The 13843-nt window shown below is 68.6% G+C and carries 11 protein-coding genes and 1 riboswitch; of the genes, 4 read left to right on the plus strand and 7 right to left on the minus strand.

The features are described 5' to 3' along the window. Positions 1 to 110: 110 nt before the first annotated feature. Positions 111 to 533 (minus strand): YkvA family protein, encoded by a 423-nt coding sequence (locus ACZ5ZX_RS28065; RefSeq protein WP_465504963.1) that lies wholly within the window; start codon positions 531 to 533, stop codon positions 111 to 113. Between the two features lie 41 nt (positions 534 to 574). Next, the gene (locus ACZ5ZX_RS28070) at positions 575 to 1303 is read right to left on the minus strand and encodes a sugar isomerase domain-containing protein (RefSeq protein ID WP_465504964.1); all 729 of its coding nucleotides are present in this window, start codon (positions 1301 to 1303) and stop codon (positions 575 to 577) included. Positions 1304 to 1433: 130 nt separating this feature from the next. On the opposite strand from ACZ5ZX_RS28070, the gene ACZ5ZX_RS28075 reads away from it, so the two are divergent. From ACZ5ZX_RS28075 to ACZ5ZX_RS28090, 4 genes are all read left to right on the plus strand, one after another. After that, complete coding sequence (locus tag ACZ5ZX_RS28075) at positions 1434 to 2129, plus strand: alpha/beta hydrolase (protein ID WP_465504965.1); 696 nt, start codon at positions 1434 to 1436, stop codon at positions 2127 to 2129. A 21-nt stretch (positions 2130 to 2150) separates the two neighbouring features. Beyond that, on the plus strand, positions 2151 to 3413 hold the full coding sequence (locus ACZ5ZX_RS28080; RefSeq protein ID WP_465504966.1) for a class I SAM-dependent methyltransferase: 1263 nt from the start codon (positions 2151 to 2153) through the stop codon (positions 3411 to 3413). A 93-nt stretch (positions 3414 to 3506) separates the two neighbouring features. After that, a complete protein-coding gene (locus ACZ5ZX_RS28085; protein ID WP_465504967.1) occupies positions 3507 to 4703 on the plus strand; it encodes an LCP family protein in 1197 nt (398 codons plus the stop codon). A 51-nt stretch (positions 4704 to 4754) separates the two neighbouring features. Then, entirely contained in the window at positions 4755 to 5285 is a 531-nt protein-coding gene (locus ACZ5ZX_RS28090) for a GNAT family N-acetyltransferase (protein WP_465504968.1), read from the plus strand. A gap of 44 nt (positions 5286 to 5329) precedes the next feature. Here ACZ5ZX_RS28090 and ACZ5ZX_RS28095 read toward each other — a convergent pair whose 3' ends face one another. The 5 genes from ACZ5ZX_RS28095 to ACZ5ZX_RS28115 form a co-directional block, all read right to left on the minus strand. Beyond that, positions 5330 to 5794 carry a peroxiredoxin gene (locus ACZ5ZX_RS28095; RefSeq protein WP_465504969.1) on the minus strand — a complete coding sequence of 155 codons (465 nt, stop codon included), beginning with the start codon at positions 5792 to 5794 and terminating at the stop codon, positions 5330 to 5332. Between the two features lie 17 nt (positions 5795 to 5811). Further along, positions 5812 to 7632, minus strand: coding sequence for a putative bifunctional diguanylate cyclase/phosphodiesterase (locus tag ACZ5ZX_RS28100; protein WP_465505163.1), 1821 nt, complete (start codon positions 7630 to 7632; stop codon positions 5812 to 5814). 238 nt (positions 7633 to 7870) lie between these two features. Beyond that, positions 7871 to 9316, minus strand: coding sequence for a cytochrome P450 (locus tag ACZ5ZX_RS28105; RefSeq protein ID WP_465504970.1), 1446 nt, complete (start codon positions 9314 to 9316; stop codon positions 7871 to 7873). Between the two features lie 137 nt (positions 9317 to 9453). Then, the gene (metE, locus tag ACZ5ZX_RS28110; RefSeq protein WP_465504971.1) at positions 9454 to 11727 is read right to left on the minus strand and encodes a 5-methyltetrahydropteroyltriglutamate--homocysteine S-methyltransferase; all 2274 of its coding nucleotides are present in this window, start codon (positions 11725 to 11727) and stop codon (positions 9454 to 9456) included. 101 nt (positions 11728 to 11828) lie between these two features. Beyond that, a riboswitch (cobalamin riboswitch) is annotated at positions 11829 to 12051 on the minus strand. Between the two features lie 583 nt (positions 12052 to 12634). Continuing rightward, positions 12635 to 13720 (minus strand): ribonucleotide-diphosphate reductase subunit beta, encoded by a 1086-nt coding sequence (locus ACZ5ZX_RS28115; RefSeq protein ID WP_465504972.1) that lies wholly within the window; start codon positions 13718 to 13720, stop codon positions 12635 to 12637. Positions 13721 to 13843 lie beyond the last annotated feature (123 nt).

The raw sequence follows: 13843 nt of genomic DNA on the forward strand, positions 1-13843 counted from the left end.
GCCCCCCGGGGGGGGCCCGGGGGGGGGGCGGGGGGGGGGGGATGGGGGGCGCTGCGGGCCCAGGGGTGTAACACCCCAAACCCCCACCCACCCCCAACCTGCCCCGGCGCTCACCGCGGCGGCCGGTCCAGACCCGTGAGCCGGACAACGGCCGCGAAGCCGTCCTCCGTGCCCGGCCAGTGCGCGCGGACGACGTCCAGGCCGGCGCGGCGCACCACCCCGCGCAGCACGGCGGTGACGATGATCGCGTCATCCGCGTAGCCCAGCACCGGGATGAAGTCCGGGATCAGGTCGAGTGGCAGGGCGAGGTAGGCGAGCAGCAGACCCAGCCGGATCCGCACCCCGCGCGGCAGGCTCTTGTCGGCGGCCAGCCGTCGCACCAGGCGCAGCACGTCCGGCAGCAGCCGCAGCGCCTCCCGCAGCAAGCCACCACGGGGCCGGGCGATGGCCAATACGACGACCAGCGCGAGCCACATCAGCAGCAGGGCGGCACCCACGCCGATCAGCAGGTCCCACCACCACGAGCCGGTCACGTCCGGTGATGGTACGGGGTTCCGGGAGGGGGTCCGGTTTCCTACCGGAGCGCGGGGACCCGGGCGCCGTACTTGGCGAGCAGCGCGGCGTTGGCCTCGTCGCCACCGTCCACGTTGGAACTGCGCCACAGCGGGATGTCGACGCCCCGTTCCGCACCGAGGTCGACGACCTCGGCGAGGACGAGGTTCCACAGGAACGCGTTGATCACTGTGGACAGTGGCGCGGTCCGGGGCGCGTCCGGCGGATAGCTCGAGTCGCCGGGGCGGACGTGGGAGTCGAGCACGATGTCGGCTTCTTCGATCAGCGTCGTCGCCGCGCGCTTCGGCGCCGCGGCCACGGACGCGGCCGAACTCACCGCGATGACCGACGCCCCGCGCGCCCGCGCCCCGGCGGCCAGCTCGACCGGGTACGGGTTGACACCCGAGGTCGAGAACACCACCAGTAGGTCGTCGGGTCCCGGCGCCCGCTCGGCGAGCACTTCTTCGGCCAGCCCGGACCGGCGCTCGGTCTTGGTGCTGTACTGCGCGCCGTGCAGCGGCAGCAGGTCGGGGTGGTAGACCGGATACACGCAGGCGAGCCCGCCCGCGCGGTAGAAGGTCTCGGCGACGGCGGCCAGCGAATGCCCGGCACCGGCGGTGAACACCAGCGCGTCGGCCCGGATGACCCCCAGTACCAGCTCCGCCGCTTGCCGGATCTGCGCCGCGTTACCCCGTTCGGCTTCCGCGAGCCGTTCGGAGACGTCTGCATAACGTTCGGTGGTGCTCACCACATCCGCCCTTCCGTCTGGAGGTCAGCGACGAATGTATCGCGTGGACCAATGGCCGAAGTGGAATACATCGGGTCATGATCGAGGTTGACCCGATCGCTGCGGCCGGGTTTCGGAGACTGGAGGGGCCAGGGTGAGCGAGGCTGATCCCGCGGTGCGGACTTTGCGGGCGCGTGGCCGGGTGCGGGCCGTGGTGCTGGTGCTGCACGGCGGCGCGGAGCACAGTCATGCCCGCGTGGCGTGGTGGCGGCTGGCGTACCAGCGGATGGTGCCGTTGGCGAAGGACGTCCACCGTGCCGTCCGGGAGCACGGTGTCGAAGTGCGTCTCCTGCGTAACCGGATATACGGCTGGAACGACAAGGGCACCGACGCGCTCGCCGACGCGCGGTGGGCTTTGAACCAGATCCACGACGATCACCCTGGCGTACCGGTGATCCTCGTCGGCCATTCGATGGGGGGACGGGTCGCGCTCCGCGTCGCGGACGACCCGGCCGTCGTCGGCGTCTGCGGGCTGGCTCCGTGGACACCGCCGGGTGAACCCATCGATGCCCTCGAAGGCCGTGCCGTGCTCATCGCGCACGGCACCAAGGACCGGATGACCGATCCGGTGGCCTCACACGCTTTCGCGGAACGAGCCGAAAAGGTGACATCGCGGTCCGCGCGATTCGAAATCGGCGGTGAAGGGCACGCGATGCTACGACGGTCCCGCGTCTGGAACCGTCTCGTACGGGCTTTCACCCTCGAGCTGATCGAAGCCGGGGGGACTGACGAAACGGTGAGCGGGGCTTGGGATCGGCCGAGCTCCGAACGGCTGCGGATCCCGGTCTAGGCCGGGTGGGAGGGAGTACCTATGTCCACGTCGAGCGTCGACCGGATGGCGGGTCCGTCCGGCCTGCCCACCCCCGACGAAACCCGGTGGCCGGGGCTGGCCACGCCACCGCATTCGCCCTTTCGCGCGCGGATCGCCGAGCAGTTGTTCCGGCAGGCGGTGCGCCCGCTGAACGTCCGCGTGCGGATGCCCGACGGTTCCCACCTGGGTTCCGGTGGCCCGGACGCGCCCGAGATGCGGCTCAATCGCCCCGCCGCTTTCTTCCACCGCCTCGGCGTGGACGCGAAGATCGGCTTCGGTGAGGCCTACATGGTCGGCGACTGGACGACCGACGCGCTCGCGGAGGTGCTGACGCCGTTCGCGGAACGGATGGCGACACTCATCCCGCCGCTGCTGCAACGGTTCCGCCGGTTCGTCGACCGCGGCCATCCCGCGGACGAGGAGAACACCATCGAGGGGTCGCGGGCGAACATCCACCGCCACTACGACCTGTCCAACGACCTGTTCGGCGCGTTCCTGGACCCGTCGATGATGTACTCGTCGGCGTTGTTCGGCCCGGGTGACGACCTCACTGCCGCCCAGCACCGCAAGATCGACAGCGTTCTCGACTACGCCGGGGTCCGCGAGGGCAGCACGGTGCTCGAGATCGGCACCGGCTGGGGCGAGCTCTCGATCCGGGCGGCCGCACGCGGCGCGCGGGTCACGTCACTGACCATTTCGGAGGAACAGGCCGCGCTGGCGACCGAGCGGATCGCGGCGGCGGGTTTCGCCGACCGGGTCGACGTCCGGCTGTGCGACTACCGCGACTCCAGCGGCGAGTACGACGCCGTGGTCAGCGTGGAGATGATCGAGGCCGTCGGCGAGTCGTACTGGCCCACGTTCTTCGAGACGATCGGGAAGCGGTTGAAGCCGGGCGGCAGGCTCGGGCTCCAGGCCATCACCATGGACCACGAACGCATGCTCGCCGCGGCCCGCTCGTACACCTGGGTGCACAAGTACATCTTCCCCGGCGGGCTCATCCCGTCGACCACGTCGATCGAACAGGGCGTCCTGGAGCACACCAGGCTGAAACTGCAGGGGGTGCGCGAGTTCGGCCAGGACTACGCCCACACGTTGCGACTGTGGCGGGAGAAATTCATCCAGCGGTGGGATGAAATCACCGAACTGGGTTTCGACGACGTCTTCAAACGGATGTGGGAGTTCTACCTGGCGTACTCCGAAGCGGGGTTCCGATCGGGGTATCTCAAGGTCCACCAGTTCGGATTCGCCGACAACGGCCGGTGAACGCCACCCAACCGATGCGGGGTGCCGCACGTCCTTCACTTAGGGTCTGCGGTTGACTGGCCCCACACGCGAAATCGGGACGGGTGATTCGGCATGACGTATGGAGGCGACGACCGAGGGCGACGGATGCCGCCACAACGGCCGCCGTCCGGCCGCCCCCGGCAGCATCAGCCGGCGCAGATGATGCCGCTGCCGGGCCGGGGGAGCAGCCCGTACGACGAGCGGACGGCGCCGATGGGCTACCGGGGCGAGGAAGGCCCCGCCGGCCCGCCACCGCGCCGTCCAGGGCCTCCTCCCGGCCGTCCTGCCGAGAGCGCGCGCCCGCCGCGCCGCCGTCGCTGGGGCTTCGGCAAGGTGCTGCTCACCCTCCTGACCGTGTTCGTGGTGTTCCTCGCCGGCGTGTGGGTGTACCTGGAGTTCTCCATCAACCGCGTCGACGCGCTGGCCGACTACTCCGGCCGCCCTGTCGCGGCCGAAGGCACCAACTGGCTGATCGTGGGCTCCGACAGCCGGGACGGGCTGACGCCCGAGGAACAGGAAAAACTGGTCACCGGCGACAGCAAGGCCGCCGGTGGCGGCAAGCGGACCGACACCATCATGATCGCCCACGTCCCGGACAACAGCACCAAGCCGACGCTGCTGAGCCTCCCGCGGGACTCGCAGGTCGCCATCCCGGGGCACGGTAAGAACAAGATCAACGCGGCGTTCTCGATCGGTGGCCCGGCACTGCTCGCGCAGACCGTCGAAGGCGCCACCGGCCTGCGTATCGACCACTACGCCGAGATCGGTTTCGGTGGCTTCGCGAAGATCGTCGACGCGATCGGCGGGGTCCACATGTGCGTCGAGAAGCCGATGGAGGACACCATGACCGGGATCAAGATCCCCGCGGGCTGTCAGGACCTCCAGGGGCCGCAGGCGCTCGGGTTCGTCCGCATGCGGCACAGCGAAGCGACCCCGCGCTCGGACCTCGACCGCGTCGCCAACCAGCGGAAGTTCATCGGAGCGCTGGTCAGCGAGATCGGCAGCCCCGGAACGCTGCTGAACCCGTTCTCGCTGTTCCCGCTGCTGTCGACCGCGCCGGACGCGCTGACGATGGACTCGGGCGACCACGTGCACAACCTGGTGGGACTGGCGCTGGCCATGCGCGGGATCTCCTCGGGCGGCGTGGTCACCACGACGGTGCCGGTGACCAACGGCTCTGCGGAGAACTGGGACAAGACGAAGTCGAAGCTGTTGTTCGACGCGCTGAAGAACGACACGGTGATCCCGGACAGCGCGATTCTCACCTGACGCCGCCGAAAACCGGAGGCGCGCCGGGCCGTCGTCCGTCACCATGAGGCGATGGAAGCGCCGGCCGAAACCCTCACCGACGACGTCATCGTGCTGCGCCGCTGGCAGCCGGAGCAGCTCGGCACCCTGGCGGCGGTCGCGGGGGATTCCGCCGAGCACCTCGGCGCCTGGATGATCTGGGCCGCCAACGGCTACGGCCACGAGGAAGCCGCCGGGTTCCTCGAAGCCAGCGCGCGGAACTGGGCCGAAGGCAAGACCTACGACTTCGCGATCTTCGTCGACGGGGAGCTCGCCGGCGGCACCGGCATGATCACCCGTCCGTACGGGATCGAGATCGGCTACTGGCTCAGCCGCCGCCACACCGGCCGGGGGCTCGCGACCAGGGCGGCTCGGCTGCTGACCACCGAGGCCTTCCGCCTCGGCGCGCCGGAAGTCGAGATCCGGCACGACGAGAAGAACGTCGCGAGCGGCGCCGTGCCCGCGCGGCTGGGGTTCACGATGACCGGTTCCGAAGCCGCCGAACCGCCGCTCGCCCACGCCTGCACGGGCGTCAATCGGGTCTGGCGGCTCAAGCGCGAGTAAGGCGAAGGGTCACGGAGCCGCCACCCTTGCCTTACCCCGCTGCCTTATCCCGCGCTGGTTTTACGCTCGCGCAGGGCCGCGAGTGCCTTGTCGGCGTGCACGGTGAACTTCAGCTCGCTCTTGATCACCTCGAGCACCTTGCGGTCGGTGTCGATGACGAACGTGTGCCGTTTGGCGTGCAGCGGGCTGAATTTGCGCCAGACCCCGAACTGCCTGGCCACCTCACCGTCCACATCGGACAGCAGCGGATAGTCGAAGCCGTGCTTGGCCGAGAACTCCTGCTGTTTGGCGACGGCGTCCGGGCTGATGCCGACGCGGTGCGCGCCCACTTCGGCGAATTCCGCGGCGAGGTCGCGGAAGTGGCAGCTTTCCGCGGTGCAGCCGCTGGTCATCGCGGCGGGGTAGAAGAACAGCACGACCGGGCCGGACGAGAGGAAGTCCGACAGCCTGCGCTCCTCGCCCTTGTCGTCGGGAAGGGTGAAGTCCGGGGCGATGTCACCTTGGTCCATGGACGGATCCTGTCACGTCAGTGGGCGTGGCGTTCGATCAGCTCGTCGACCTCGTCCCCGGTGGCGGAGTCGGCGACGAACGGACCGCGCGCCGCGAGCACGCCGTACCGTCGCAGCCGTTCGGCCTGTTCGTGACTGCGGACGCCTTCCGCGCCGATGCGCAGCTTCAGTTCCTTGGCACGGGCGACGAGCTGGCACAGATGCCGCACGTCGGCCTCGTCTTCGCGGTCGGCGAGCGCGTCGACCACGGCACCGGAGAGGATCACGTGGCGGACCGGCAGCCGGTGTTGCGGGATCAGCTCCAGATCCGCCGAACCGGAGATGGTCAGCACGAGCTGGGCGCCCAGATCGGCCAGGACGGCGAAGGAGTCCAGCACCTCGCCACAGCGCGGGTCGAGGACGGATTCGCGGTCCGTGCAGAGCCGCAGGGCCTGCGCGGGGAGGCTGTGGCGGTCGAGCTGTTCCTTGACCAGCAGCACCAGATCGGGGTCGATGGCCAGCCGGTTCGGCAGCCGTACGCAGACGTCCGGGGCGGCCTCGCCGAACCGGCTCCGCCAGCGCGCGGTGGCGGCGAGCGATTCGGCGAGCAGCCAGCGGCCGAGCGGGATGGTCATCCCGGTGATCTGCGCCAGCGGGTAGAACTCGTCGGAGTCCAGTTCGCCTTTCTCCGGATGGTTCCAGCGGAGCCCGGCGTTGACCGCGGCCAGCTGATCCGGATTCGCGAGCTTCACCGTCGGCTGGTAGATCAGGGAGAACTCGCCGTTCTCCAGCGCGCCCGCGATGACCGCGCCGAGCTGGTAGCGGCCGCGGTCGCGGGCGTCGAGTTCGGGGTCGAACAGCATCCACTGTGCCTTGCCCGCTTCCTTGGCGCGGTGCAGGGCGATCTCCGCGGCACGGAGCAGATCCTCCGGGCCGCCGTCGGCGACCGGGCGGACGACGATGCCGGCGCTCGCGCTGACCCCGATGCCGTGCCCGCCGAGGTAGATCGGCTCGGCCAGTTCTTCCAGCGCCTGCTCGACCAGCGCGATCACCTGGGGCGAGGTGAACTCGCCGCGCAGCAGGACGGCGAACCCGTCACCGGAGAGCCGGGCGACGGAACCGTCGTGCCTGCCGGCGAACACGGATTTGAGTTTGGTCGCGACCCCGCGCAGCACCTGGTCGCCGACACCGGCGCCGAGCCCGTCGTTGATCACCTTGAAGCCGTCGACGTCGAGGTAGACGAGCGCGACCTGCTCCCCGCCGGAACCGGCCAGCGCGGTTTCGAGAGCGTTTTCGAACGCGGTGGCGTTCGGCAGGCCGGTCAGCGGGTCGTGCACGTTCTGGTGCAGGAGCCGTTCCTGCAGCAGGTGGATCTCGTTGGCGTCGGAGACCATCAGTACGGGATAGGTCGAGCCGGGCCGGTCACCGGGAAGGTCGGTCAGGGTCACGTCGACCCAGAGCGGACCTTCCTCGCTGTGCTCCAGCAACAGGCGTTCCTGCTGGGTCGGCCTGCTGTGGTTCATCAGCTGCGAGAGCCCGTTCCGCAGGCGGGCGATGTCGTGGTCGGCCGAGCCGAGATCGGCGATGTTCCGGCCGCGTAGTGCCGAGGGACGGTAGCCGAGGAGTTTGCCGAGGGCGTCGTTCGCCTCGACGATGTAGCCGTCGGAGTCGGCCAGCGCGATCCCGATGGGCGAGGCGGAATAGAGCTTGGAGAAGCGCTGCACAGCGGGCCTGTGGTCGGGCTCGGTCCGGACGGCGTCCTGCGCGACGCCGAGCAAGAGCTCCTCGAGTTGCTCCTGGGGAAGCGATACTCCTTTAGTGTCAGCGAGCGTCGCGGCCCATCTCCGAGCGACGTCCACCAACCCTGGCGTGGCACCAGGCTCAGGCACACTTCACCTCTTCATGCGCGGTTTATGGCCAGCTCAGACAGGGTGTCCGGGCTCAGGGACCCACACTAGGTATGAGCCGACCGGGAGTAGTGCCACGGCATCATGCGCGATACGGGGTGTCTACCGGCTGAAAGGGTGATGACTACTACACGAGTGGTGACCGGAAGTTACCAAGAGTACTCGATCGTGGGGGTCTGTTGATCGAAATTCAGCGTGCCGTCAACTGGATCGGCAGACCGTCCGCGGGAACGGGCAGCGAGACGTAGTCCCAGCGAGTGATGTAGTCCTCGGGGACCGACCATCGATACGCGCGCAGCATCTCGTGCAGCAGCGCCTTGACTTCGAACGTCCCGAAATGCAGCCCGATGCACTTGTGCGCGCCGCCGCCGAAGGGCATCCACGCGTAACGGTGCGACTTGTCTTCGCGACGTCCTTCGCTGAAGCGGTCAGGGTCGAAGCGCATCGGGTCGGTCCAGAGCTCCGGCGCGAAATGGTTGACGGTGGGGGAAACCCCGACCAGTGTCCCTTCTGGAATGAAATGCCCGAGAACCTCGGTGTCCTTCAAGGTTTTCCTGGTCAGCGAAGGTACCGGAGCGACCAGTCGCAGCGATTCCTTGATGATCAGGTCCAGTGTCGTCAGGGTCTCCAGCGCCTCGATGTCCGGCACGTCGTCGCCGAGCGCGAGGGATTCCTGGCGCGCGCGTTCCTGCCACTCGGGGTTCTTGGCGAGGTGGTAGACGGCGGCGGTGCTGGTGATGGTCGAGGTGTCGTGCGCCGCCATCATCAGGAAGATCATGTGGTTGACGACGTCGGCGTCGGTGAAGCGATCACCGTCTTCGGTGGTGGCGTGACACAACGCGGTGAAGAGGTCGTCGCCGTCGCTTCGCCGCTTCGCGGGCAGGTTCGCCGAAAAGTAGCGTTCGAGTACCTTGCGGCCGTGCAATCCAGCCGCCCAGCGGCCGCCGGGTACGGGGAAGCGCACGAGGGCCGTGCCGGCGCGCACGGAGTTCACGAACGCGCGGTTGATCGCGGCCGCGTCGTCGCCGGAGCACATCCCCATGAACACGCGCGTCGCGACGTCCAGCGTGAGTTGCTTGAGGGACCAGTAAATCCGCGGATGGGGCCGGTCCGCCCAGGCCGCGACGCCTTCCCGCAGCGCCGGTCCCATCTGGTCGACGTAGCCGGTGAGCCGTTGCCGCGTGAACGCGGCCTGCATGATCCGGCGGTGCAGATGGTGCTCGCCGAAGTCGAGCAGCATCAGGCCGCGGTCGAAGAACTGCTCGATGAAGAACTTCCAGCCTTCTTGGGAGAAGGCCTTGTCCTTGTTCACCAACGCGATCTGAGTGGCTTCGGGGCCGGAGAGGATGACGATGCGGCGGCCGAACGCGCCCATCCACGACACCGGGCCGTAGGTCTCGTAGCGCTTGAGGCCGAACTCGATGCCGAAGCGCATGAAGTCCAGCGCGTGCCCGATGACGGGCGGGCCTTCGTCGCCGAGGACGGGCTTGAGGCCCGGCGGGGCGGGAGCGAGTTCGCGGACCGGCCAGGTCGCGCCGAGCCAGCGCTGGTCGACCGAACGCGGCAGCGGGATCGACGTGAGCGGCGGGACCCGCTCGCGCAGCACTCCCGTGACCCTTTCGACCGTGTTCGTCATGGTGACCATCTCCCCGTCGAGATCGGTTACCGCTCCACCATCGCACCCTTATTGACGTCCTGACAATACCCTGACGGAAGTCCGTGAAGGCCTCCTTCACTACCTTCAGAGTAGGGAAGGAGGCCTTCACGGAACGGTCAGGCGAGTTCGGACCGGACCGCGCGCGCGGCCGCGACCAGGCTCCGCAGGGCGGGCTCGACCTCGGCGTAACCGCGGGTCTTCAGGCCGCAGTCCGGGTTGACCCAGATCCGCTCGGCGGGCACGGCGCCGACGGCGGTCCGCAGCAGCCCGCTGACCTCGTCGACGCCGGGGACGCGCGGCGAGTGGATGTCGTACACGCCCGGCCCGACGCCGCGGCCGAAGCCCGCCGCGCCGAGATCGGTGACGACCTCCATCTTCGACCGGGCGGCCTCGATGCTGGTGACGTCGGCATCGAGCGCGTCGATCGCCTTGACCACGTCGCCGAACTCCGAATAGCACATATGCGTGTGGATCTGCGTCGCGTCGTCGATCCCGGACGTCGCCAGCCGGAACGACGAGACCGCCCAGGCGAAGTACGCCTCGTGCGCCGCGGCGCGCAACGGGAGCAGCTCCCGCAGGGCCGGCTCGTCCACCTGGATGACGCGGATGCCCGCCGCCTGCAGGTCGTGGACCTCGTCACGGATCGCCAGCGCGACCTGGCGAGCGGTCTCGCCCAGCGGCTGGTCGTCACGGACGAACGACCACGCCAGGATCGTCACCGGCCCGGTCAGCATCCCCTTGACCGGCTTGGCGGTCAGGCTTTGCGCGTAGCGGGCCCACGCGACGGTCATCGGCTCGGGCCGCGAGACGTCGCCGTAGAGGATCGGCGGCCGGACACAGCGCGAGCCATAGGACTGCACCCAGCCGAAATCGGTGGCGGCGAATCCGGCCAGCCGCTCGGCGAAGTACTGGACCATGTCGTTGCGCTCGGGCTCGCCGTGCACCAGCACGTCCAGGCCGAGGTCCTCCTGCAACCGGACGACCCGCTCGATCTCCGCCTTCATCGCGGCCTCGTAACCCGCGTCGTCCAGCGAACCCGCCTTGTGCGCGGCGCGTGCCTTGCGGACCTCGGTGGTCTGCGGGAACGAGCCGATCGTGGTGCTCGGCAACGCCGGGAGGTTCAGCGCTTCCTGTTGTGCCGCCGCGCGTCGTGCGTAGGGGGAGCGAACGGTGTGCTCCGGGCGCAGCGATTCCAGCCGGGCGCGGACCCCGGCGTCGACCAGTTCGGTCGCGGACGCGCGGTCGGCGGCCGCGGCACGGGCGGCGGAAAGGTCGACGCCCTCCTCCTTGAGCGCCCGGCCGAGCAGGACGACCTCGTCGACCTTCTGCTTGGCGAAGGCGAGCCAGCCCTTCAGACGCGGATGGAGCCCGGTCTCGCGCTCGACGTCGTAGGGCACGTGAAGCAGCGAGCACGACGTCGAGACGCTGACCGATTTCGCGGTGCCGAGCAGTGTCGCCGCCCGGCTGAGCGCGCGGGCCGGGTCGGTGCGCCAGACATTGCGGCCGTCCACGACCCCGGCCAGGACCTCCTTGTCCCGCAAGGCGGGCTCGGCCGCGACAGCGTCCACAAAGGACTCGTCGCTGACGAGATCGACGGCGACCGCGTCGATCGGGGAACGGGCGAGCACGCCCAGCCCCCGGCCGAGTCCGCCGAAGTACCCGGCGACCAGGATCTTCGGCCGTGCGGTTGCCTTCGCGAGCCGATGGTAGGCGCGGATGAGCGCGTTGAGTTCCTGCTCGGAGCGGTCAGCCGCGAAGGCGGGTTCGTCGAACTGAACCCACTCGACGCCTTCGTCATGCAGACGCCGCAGCAGCTCGACGTAGGCGTCGAGAAGGGGGTCGAGCAGCTCCAATGGCCGGAAGCCCTCCGGAGCGCTCTCGGCGGGCTTGGCGAGCAGCAGGAACGTCACCGGGCCCACCAGCACGGGCCGCGTCTCGACGCCGATCGCGCGGGACTCGCGGTACTCGTCGAGCGGCTTGGTGCCGCTGAGGGCGAACGCCGTGTCGGGGCCGAGTTCGGGGACGATGTAGTGGTAGTTGGTGTCGAACCATTTCGTCATCTCCATCGCCGGCGCGTCCTGCACGCCGCGCGCGGCGGCGAAGTAGGTGTCGAGCGGCGAAAGGCCGAGCTTCGTGAAGCGGTCCGGCAGCGCGCCGAACAGTTCGGCGGTGTCGAGCACCTGATCGTAGTGGGAGAACGTGTTGGAGGGGACGGAATCCAGTCCGGCGTCCTTGAGGTCCCGCCAGGTCCGCGTGCGCAGCGCACGGCCGGTCTCCAGGAGCGCGGCCTCGTCGATCTTGCCCGCCCAGTAGCGTTCGAGCGCGCGTTTGAGTTCCCGGTCCGGTCCGATCCGGGGGTAGCCCAGCACAGTGGTGCCGATTTCGGTCACAGCTCTCTCCTCGCGAGCTTGTCGTCAGAGCCCGGAGCGCGCGCAGGAGTGACCGCTGTTCGGTCGTGCCCATCCCACGAGGCCCGGACTCACGCACGCCGTCGGCGCGCGTACCACGGGCAGGTCTTCGGACTCGTGGGCGACTCACTCGCTCCTACCGGCCGTCGCTTCCCGGGTCGCCATGTCCCAGTGCTTTACCGTGTCTCGCACGGTGACGGCTTTCGTTCCCACATACCGCTGCGGGGCAGTCCCGGATTCCCACCGGGTTCCCTGTTACCTCGACCGGCCTGGGAGGCCGGGCGAACCAGTAGCACTGTGGAGCGTACTCAGGCCCGCTACCCCTCCGCTGGACATGTGATGAACCGGACGGCCGCGGTGGCGAACACGGACTTCCCGGCTGGAGGCTGCCGGTGAGGGGGTGGGCTGGGTTGGTCGTGAGTGGCGATTCGGGTTAGAACCCGAATCGCCCTCTTAGGTACCTACTGGTGGCCTGTGGCCTTGCTGGTGTGAGGTGCATGATGGCCCCCTTCCTTGCGCTAGGCGCGGGGAAGGGGGCCATCATGTACTGGGGAAGGTGTGAAGGTCGAGTTTCCTCGGCTGAGCCGAGGGAAGGGGTCCTTCACGCGCAGCTGTTGTGACTGGTGGTGCTGCTGAGGCTCGTGATGGTCGTCCGCGACGGGTGAGGGGAACTTGGAGGGACTCTGGGTCCCTCAAGGAGTCCTTCACGGCCCGGCCGTCACCGGACCCACCCGCCGTAGGTACCTGAAACACCCTTGGCCGGAACGCTCTTTATCACGCACGACCAACGCGCCGGATCGGTCACCGCGGCCTTCAGTCCCGCAGGCGGCCACGAAAAGGCCCGCCCGGCGCGAGTGCGCGGGGCGGGCCGTTTCGTCAGCTCAGGTGATCAGTCCCAGTCGAGGGCGCCACCGGACTGGTACTCGATGACGCGGGTCTCGAAGAAGTTCTTCTCCTTCTTGAGATCCATCGCCTCCGACATCCACGGGAACGGGTTCTCCGTCTCGCCGAAGATCGGCGCGAGACCGATCTGCTGCGCCCGCCGGTCGGTGATGAAGTGCATGTACTGCTCGATCAGTTCGGCCGAGAGCCCGAGCATGCCGCGCGGCATGGTGTCGCGGGCGTAGGCGACCTCGAGTTCGCACGCCTCGGTCAGCATCGTCCGGATCTCCGCCTGGAACTCTTCGGTCCACAGGTGCGGGTTCTCGATCTTGATCTGGTTGATGCAGTCGATGCCGAAGTTCAGGTGGATCGACTCGTCGCGCAGGATGTACTGGTACTGCTCGGCGATCCCGATCATCTTGTTCCGGCGGCCGAGCGAGAGGATCTGCGCGAAGCCGGTGTAGAACCACATGCCTTCGAAGATCACGTAGAACGCGACCAGGTCCCGCAGGAAGTTCTGGTCCGCTTCCGGGGTGCCGGTCTCGAAGTCCGGGTTCTCCAGGTTCTGCGTGTACTTCAGCGCCCACGCGTCCTTGTCCGAGATGGACGGGACCTCGCGGTACATGTTGAACAGCTCGCCCTCGACCAGGCCGAGGCTCTCGCAGATGTACTGGAAGGTGTGCGTGTGCACGGCCTCCTCGAACGCCTGGCGCAGCAGGTACTGGCGGCATTCGGGGTTGGTGATCTGTCGGTACACCGCGAGCACGATGTTGTTGGCCACCAGCGATTCCGCGGTGGCGAAGAAGCCGAGGTTGCGCTTGAGCATGGTGCGCTCGTCCTCGGTGAGGCCGTCGGGCGACTTCCACAGCGCGATGTCGGCCTGCATGGCGACCTCGGTCGGCATCCAGTGGTTGTTGCAGCCGGCGAGGTACTTCTCCCAGGCCCAGGTGTACTTCATCGGCAGCAGCTGGTTGACGTCGGCGCGGGCGTTGATCATCCGCTTGTCGTCGACGTTGATCCGGGCGGCGCCGACTTCGATCTCACCGAGGCCGGTGGCGTCGGTGGTGTCGGCGGAGGTGTCAAAGGTGGTCATAGAGGCTCACTTCACGTGTGGGTACAGGGGGTCGTGGGTGGGGATTAAGGGGTTAAAACCCAACTCCACCAACCAAACTGCCGGCAAAGGGGCGAGCACCCCAAGGCGGTGTGCGAGTGGGCC

The organism is Amycolatopsis sp. NPDC033938 (assembly GCF_055575975.1).